The 5,803-nt window shown below is 61.0% G+C and carries 6 protein-coding genes and 1 pseudogene; 4 read left to right on the top strand and 3 right to left on the bottom strand.

The features are described 5' to 3' along the window. The 3 genes and pseudogenes from RMN95_RS12820 to RMN95_RS12810 all read left to right on the top strand — a co-directional run. Window positions 1-225: pseudogene (locus tag RMN95_RS12820) on the top strand (Dyp-type peroxidase domain-containing protein); the annotation flags it as partial. 290 nt (window positions 226-515) lie between these two features. Then, window positions 516-776 carry a hypothetical protein gene (locus tag RMN95_RS12815; protein ID WP_309617298.1) on the top strand — a complete coding sequence of 87 codons (261 nt, stop codon included), beginning with the start codon at window positions 516-518 and terminating at the stop codon, window positions 774-776. A gap of 2 nt (window positions 777-778) precedes the next feature. Further along, a complete protein-coding gene (locus RMN95_RS12810) occupies window positions 779-3,502 on the top strand; it encodes a DNA methyltransferase (protein WP_309617297.1) in 2,724 nt (907 codons plus the stop codon). A gap of 70 nt (window positions 3,503-3,572) precedes the next feature. Here RMN95_RS12810 and RMN95_RS12805 read toward each other — a convergent pair whose 3' ends face one another. Genes RMN95_RS12805 through RMN95_RS12795 form a run of 3 tightly spaced genes read right to left on the bottom strand, consistent with a single transcriptional unit; the run spans window position 3,573 to window position 4,954 of the window. Next, window positions 3,573-4,055, bottom strand: coding sequence for a hypothetical protein (locus RMN95_RS12805; RefSeq protein WP_309617296.1), 483 nt, complete (start codon window positions 4,053-4,055; stop codon window positions 3,573-3,575). Window positions 4,056-4,057: 2 nt separating this feature from the next. Beyond that, window positions 4,058-4,456 carry a helix-turn-helix domain-containing protein gene (locus tag RMN95_RS12800; RefSeq protein ID WP_309617295.1) on the bottom strand — a complete coding sequence of 133 codons (399 nt, stop codon included), beginning with the start codon at window positions 4,454-4,456 and terminating at the stop codon, window positions 4,058-4,060. A gap of 42 nt (window positions 4,457-4,498) precedes the next feature. Further along, complete coding sequence (locus RMN95_RS12795) at window positions 4,499-4,954, bottom strand: hypothetical protein (protein ID WP_309617294.1); 456 nt, start codon at window positions 4,952-4,954, stop codon at window positions 4,499-4,501. 231 nt (window positions 4,955-5,185) lie between these two features. Here RMN95_RS12795 and RMN95_RS12790 point away from each other — a divergent pair. Beyond that, window positions 5,186-5,803: GIN domain-containing protein (locus tag RMN95_RS12790; protein WP_309617293.1), on the top strand; the 618-nt coding region annotated here is incomplete at its 3' end.

Genomic DNA, 5,803 nt, shown 5'->3' with positions numbered 1-5,803 from the left:
TCGGGGCTGATGTTTCGGCGCAGCTATTCCTTTGAGAACGAAGCAGAAGCGGGGCTGGTCTTCATCTCGTTCCAGAGCGAGCTGCGCACCTTCACCGTCACCCAGCAGCGCCTCGACGAGGTCGATGACCTGATGAAATATGTGACCCCCACGGCGAGCGGCACCTTCCTGATGCTCCCGGGGTTCAGCACGCGAGCGCCGCTGGGCTCGACCCTGTTCGCCTGAGCGTCACGCTGGATGCTCAGGATGCCCCGCAGAAGGTCACGGCGAAGCAGTCCGGCTACCCCCGGCCGTCGAGACCGCTCAAACTGCTGCTACCCCAAACTTTTAGCAACAGTTTGAGCGGTCTCGGCGGGGATGGGAGAGAGCAGCAACTTGCGCAGTCGCGACCCCGGCCGCGTTGGCAGGTGCCGCGCGCCTCAAGCCTGTCCGGGTGAACAGTTCTCCACACCCACGTTTCGAGGTCACACCCCCGCCGTACACTGGACGCAGAAGTTTTGCCAAGGAGGCACCCCGTGAGCAACCCGGCGAGTGACAATCACCGCAGCCCCCAGCAGGCGGCCCATGAGCAAGCTCTGGGTGAGGTCAGCGACGTGCTCCTGAACCTCGAGCACACTCTCGCCCGGTCGAAGAAGGCCCTGGTGCGTGTGCGCAAGAGCGGCGGCGATAACAACATCGAGCTCGCCCTCACCGAGATGATCGCCGACCTTGAGCGCAGTCACAAACGCTTCATGCAAGACACCTATTACGCCGGCGACTCGCTGCGGTTGATCTGAGCGTGCGTAGCGGCCCCGAGATTCAGGATGCCCTGCAGAAGTTCACGGCGAAGTGGTCGGGCTACTCCGGTTCGGAGAAGGCCGAAGCGCAGACCTTCCTGAATGAACTGTTCGCCTGCTACGGAACAGACCGGTCTGAGGCCGGAGCGTTGTTCGAAGACTTCAAGACCTCCGCGGGCTTCATGGATCTGCACTGGCCCGGCACCCTGATCGTCGAGATGAAGGCGCCGCACATCTCGCTCGAGAAGGCTCGGGAACAGCGGCAGCGTTACTGGCAGGAGTCGTCGAACTCTGCCGAGAACATCCCGGCTGCCCGGTTTGTGATCGCCTGCAATTTTGGCCAGTTCGAGATCTGGGAGCCAGGTCGCTTCCCGAACGAGGCGCGCCTGAGCTTTCCGCTGGCCGAACTGGCGGAACGCTACGACTCGCTGCTGTTCTTACAGTCGGCTTCGAGCGAGCCGGTGTTCGCCGAGCACCGCCGCACCCTGACCACCGATGCCGCGAAGCACATCGCCGAGCTGTACACGTCGCTGGCAGACCGGGCAGCAGCGCCCATCGATGAGATCCAGCGTTTCACGATGCAGCTGGTGTGGTGCCTGTTCGCCGAAGACCTCGGCATGCTTGAGGGCTACCCCCTGCAAAGCACGGTTGACTCTCTCATCCTCGACCCGAACGCGGATTCTGCGCGCGACATCGGGTACCTGTTCACGCTGCTCAACCAGAAGGGCAGCCACAATCGCCACGGCCGCTACAAGGGCACGCGCTACGTGAACGGCGAATTGTTCGCGAGGCCCGCCGCGGTGTTCATGAATCGGGATGAACTGCTGCACCTGAAGAAGGCCGCCGAGTTCGACTGGCACACAGTCGACCCCACGATTTTCGGCTCGCTCATGGAGGGGGTGCTCGGCGAGGAGCGCCGCGAGCGCCTCGGCGCCCATTACACGCACGAGTCAGACATCATGAAAATCGTCACGCCGACAATCATCCGTCCATGGCGCGAGCGCATCGAGGCCACAACTTCGGCTCAGGATGCCCGGGCCCTCCTCGACGAACTCTGCAAGTTTCGCGTGCTCGACCCGGCATGCGGTTGCGGCAACTTCCTCTACGTTGCGTATCGCGAACTGCGTGCGCTCGAGTTCGACATTAAACAGCGCGTCGTGACTCTCGCAGCGGATGCCGGAACCCCCGCCCCCTCGACCGCCGGCCTCTACTACCCGCTGTCGAACGTCAAAGGCATCGACATCGAGCCGATCGCGGTGCTCATTGCGAGAGTGACATTGTGGATGGGTCACCGCCAGATGGTCGACCGCTTCGGCGAGGCCGAGCCGGTGCTGCCGCTTATCGATCTCTCCGGAATCCGCGCCGCAGACGCACTGCGGGCTGACTGGCCCGAGGTCGACGCAATCATCGGGAACCCGCCGTTTTTGGGCTCACAACTCTTGCGCGCAGGGCTCGGCGGTGACTATCTGAAGTGGTTAGACAGCACCTTCGATGTCGGCATCAAGGACCTGTGCGTCTACTGGTTCCGCAAGGCGCACGACCATCTGAAGCCGGGGCAGCGAGCTGGGCTCGTGGGCACCAACTCGATCTCGCAGAATACCGCGCGGAGCGCTTCGCTGGACTACATCGTTGCTAACGGCGGCGTCATCACCGATGCTGTATCCAGCCAGAAATGGCCGGGTGACGCGAAGGTTCATGTGAGTCTGGTGAACTGGGTGATGCAGCCAGTGGGCCCGGAGTCATCAATAAGTTTGGATGGCTCGGCGGTGACCGCAATCACATCCTCATTACGCGCGGGATCGACCTCGACTTGGAATCCAACGACTCTTGCCGGCAATAGTAATCGCAGCTTTCAGGGCCCCATCCCGGTAGGCAAAGGCTTCGTCATCCAAAGCACTGAGGCCCAAAAACTAATTGGCGATGCCGAGATCCGATATAGCGACGTGATCCGGCCCTACCTGGACAGCGAAGACATCGCTGAAATACCTACCCAGACCCCCGCCCGATGGATCATCGACTTTAATGACCGGTCGTTGGAGATCGCAGCAAAGTATCCAGCAGCCCTCAAGATCGTTCGGGAGAGAGTGAAACCCGAACGCGATCTCAACGCTGATAGCGGATTCCGTGCGAAGTGGTGGGTATTCGGCAGGGCGCGCGTGCAGATGCGTAGAGCACTTCACGGAATCAACACATACCTCGCTGTCGGACGTCACGGTAAGCGGATGTTTGTCGCGAAGGTCGATGAGAACACCATTGCGAGCGACGCCACCGTGGTTTTCGCATTCGACGACGACTACTCGATGGGAATCCTGATGTCGCGGGCGCACGATGCGTGGGCGTGGGCGCAGTCCTCGACGCTGGAAACGCGACTGAGGTATACCCCGACGACGGTGTTCGCGACGTTCCCGTGGCCCGACCCCGTGACCGAGGCGGCGCGCGCGAAGGTGGCGGCCGCGGCATCCACTCTGTATGCGCGTCGCAGCGAGCTGTGCCTCGAGCATGACCTCGGCCTCACGAAGCTCTACAACCTGATGGATGACGGTGCCTTCACCGACCTCGCCGCGCTGCACAGGGCGCTGGATGTGGCGGTCGCCGCCGCGTACGGCTGGCCGGCATCCGTCGCGCAGGATGGCCCGGAGCTCGTGCGGCGCCTCACCGAACTCAACCGTGAGATCGTGCAAGATGGTCGCGCCTACGACCCGTTCGGCGCGTCGACACCCGCTTGAGTGGCGCCGCTTTCGTGTGTGACTAAAGCAGCCCGGATTTGCGTAAAGACTGCCCTTGCAAGAGCGTCACTTAGCCGAGAGTCTCGCTACGGTCGTCGATGAACTCCTGCTGAACTTGCTCCTGCGTCATTTTCTCGCCACTCTGGAATTCGCCCTGGCGCACGATTCCTAGGAGTGGTATCGGCAATCCAAGTCGAGCGGCCGAGCTGGAGATAGATGCCCGCAAGTATGGATACACAGCCATGAACGCAACACGCTCAGCGAATTCCATTGACACGCTCTCTGCAACATCGACGTCCTCGGACAGGATGTACACGACTTCGCAATCGGCAACATACTCGGCGCTCTGGTCAGTGAATGTGGTGCGAAAACGAAAGCGGTGCCGTGCCTCGTCACGACTTACCGCCAGGCTGCTGGATGTGACGGGCAGAACAATCTCAAGAAGTTCGTCGTCGGTCCAGCGAAGGCGCCGGCCGCGCTCCTCATGCATGAAGAGCGTGTCAAGTTCGACTTCCTTGACGAAGTCGTGGACGTCAGAGACGTGAAGGGTCACGGCTATGCGGCGACGGAATAATCGACGCGACGCACCGCTTCGGCTGGATACGTCCGATTCGGCGTCACAGTTGTCGTCGTATAGGTGGTTGCGATCCAGGCGCGGCCATTGGCGAGTTGCCCCTCGTCAGCCTCAACGACATGAGCTACAAGCGCTTCTACAGCATTTGCGTAGCGCCTGATGGTAGAGAGTCTCGGGTCGCTGCTGTAGCTCTCGAGCTTGGAAACAGCCTGCTGAGAGATTCCCAGTCGTTCGGCGACCTGCGGCTGAGTCAGCCCTCGACTAATGCGGATTTGGACAAGGTCTGCCATCAGTTTGTAGTCGTTCTTTGCCAGCATCTTCGTTCGGGCATGCTGCACACTTCCGCGAGCACGACGAAGGAGTTCTTCAAGGGCGGCCATGCGGTGATCTTAGCCGCACAACCTGTTAGTTGTGTACCCCCTTTATGGAGTCCACTCTGATGATTCTCCAGCGACATATCGAAACTGAGCTTGACTAATTTCCATATCCTGCGCAGCCCGAGTTTCCGCACTGGTCTTCCTCATTGATTTGATGTGGACGTGGAGTTTCACGAGGTCGTCCGGATAGTGAGGCGGTTCCGCGTGATGCTGCCGCACCGCCTTCGACAGAAGTTTCCACTTCAGCTCATAGAGGTCCGGATCGCGACGAATCGGACGCAACTTACTTTCGTCTCCGGCGTGAATTTGGCCTGACGCGGCCAGATCGAGAAGAGCATCAATCTGACCGAGTACAGAGCTCTGAGCAAACGGCTGGAGGGACTCGATCCAGTCGGTCAACTCGATGGTGGAGTCATGATGCTCGTCCACGTACTCGCGCCAGAAAAGATCGGTTGTCTGGGGAACGGTGCACCGGGATCTCCGGGGTGGGGGATTCGGCATGTGGGTCATCGTATCCGCCCCCTGCGACACTCAGCGGAGCCTCAAGCTCAGCAGTTCTCCAGCTCCAACTTTTCTCCAAGTTTCTCTTGAACTTGAAGTTGACACGGCAGAGCCCACTGCGCTGGCACCGCTGAGATTGACGTTGTTCTCACGCGACAGGCAGCCTTCCACACCCCCAATTCGGGGGTTAGCCCACGGGTAGATGCGCGGCGGACTTCCTAATCTGGTCTTATGCGCCGAACCCTCGCCCTCATCACCGTCCCCGCTTGTGCCCTCCTCTTCCTGTCAGGTTGCGGGCTTGCGTCTCGCGGTCCCGTCATCAGCGAAGATCGTTCCATCGATACCGCCATCTCGGTCGTTCTCGACTCGTGGGGTGACGTCACGATCAGCGAGGGTGAACCGTCGCTGGTCATCCATGCTCCCGCTGAGATTATGGATCGACTCACCTCCGACGTGAAAAACAGCGAACTTGTGCTCGGTGTCAGGTCGGGCACTCCGACGGTCTCCGGCGCCAGGATCAGATATGAGCTCACCCTGCCGAACCTGGAAGGCATCCGGGTCGAGGGAGCGGGAGACATCCGTTCCAACGTGCCCGGCGATGACCTGAGGGTTGACATCGACGGCGCGGGTGATGTCGACATCGACTCAGTAGATGCCGCGACCGTCACCATCAATCTCAGCGGAGCGGGTGACGCAACGTTCAACGGACGCGCCGACGAGCTCACCGTGTCGCTCGACGGTGTGGGAGCAGTTCGCGCCGAGAAGCTCCGCACCGCCCGGGCTATCGTCGACATCGCCGGGTCTGGGGATGCCGCCGTCTTTGCCTCCGATCAGCTGGATGCCTCCATC

It is taken from the genome of Salinibacterium sp., from assembly GCF_031364185.1.
In the GTDB taxonomy this organism is placed as follows: Bacteria; Actinomycetota; Actinomycetes; order Actinomycetales; family Microbacteriaceae; genus Rhodoglobus.
Note: the sequence above shows the minus strand (reverse complement) of the source record. Positions and strands in the feature narration are given on the sequence as shown.

Coding starts and splice junctions, on each gene's coding strand:
- RMN95_RS12800 (WP_309617295.1), bottom strand. CDS start 4,456: ATGGCCGCCCTTGAAGAACTCCTTCGTCGTGCTCGCGGAAGTGTGCAG.
- RMN95_RS12795 (WP_309617294.1), bottom strand. CDS start 4,954: ATGCCGAATCCCCCACCCCGGAGATCCCGGTGCACCGTTCCCCAGACA.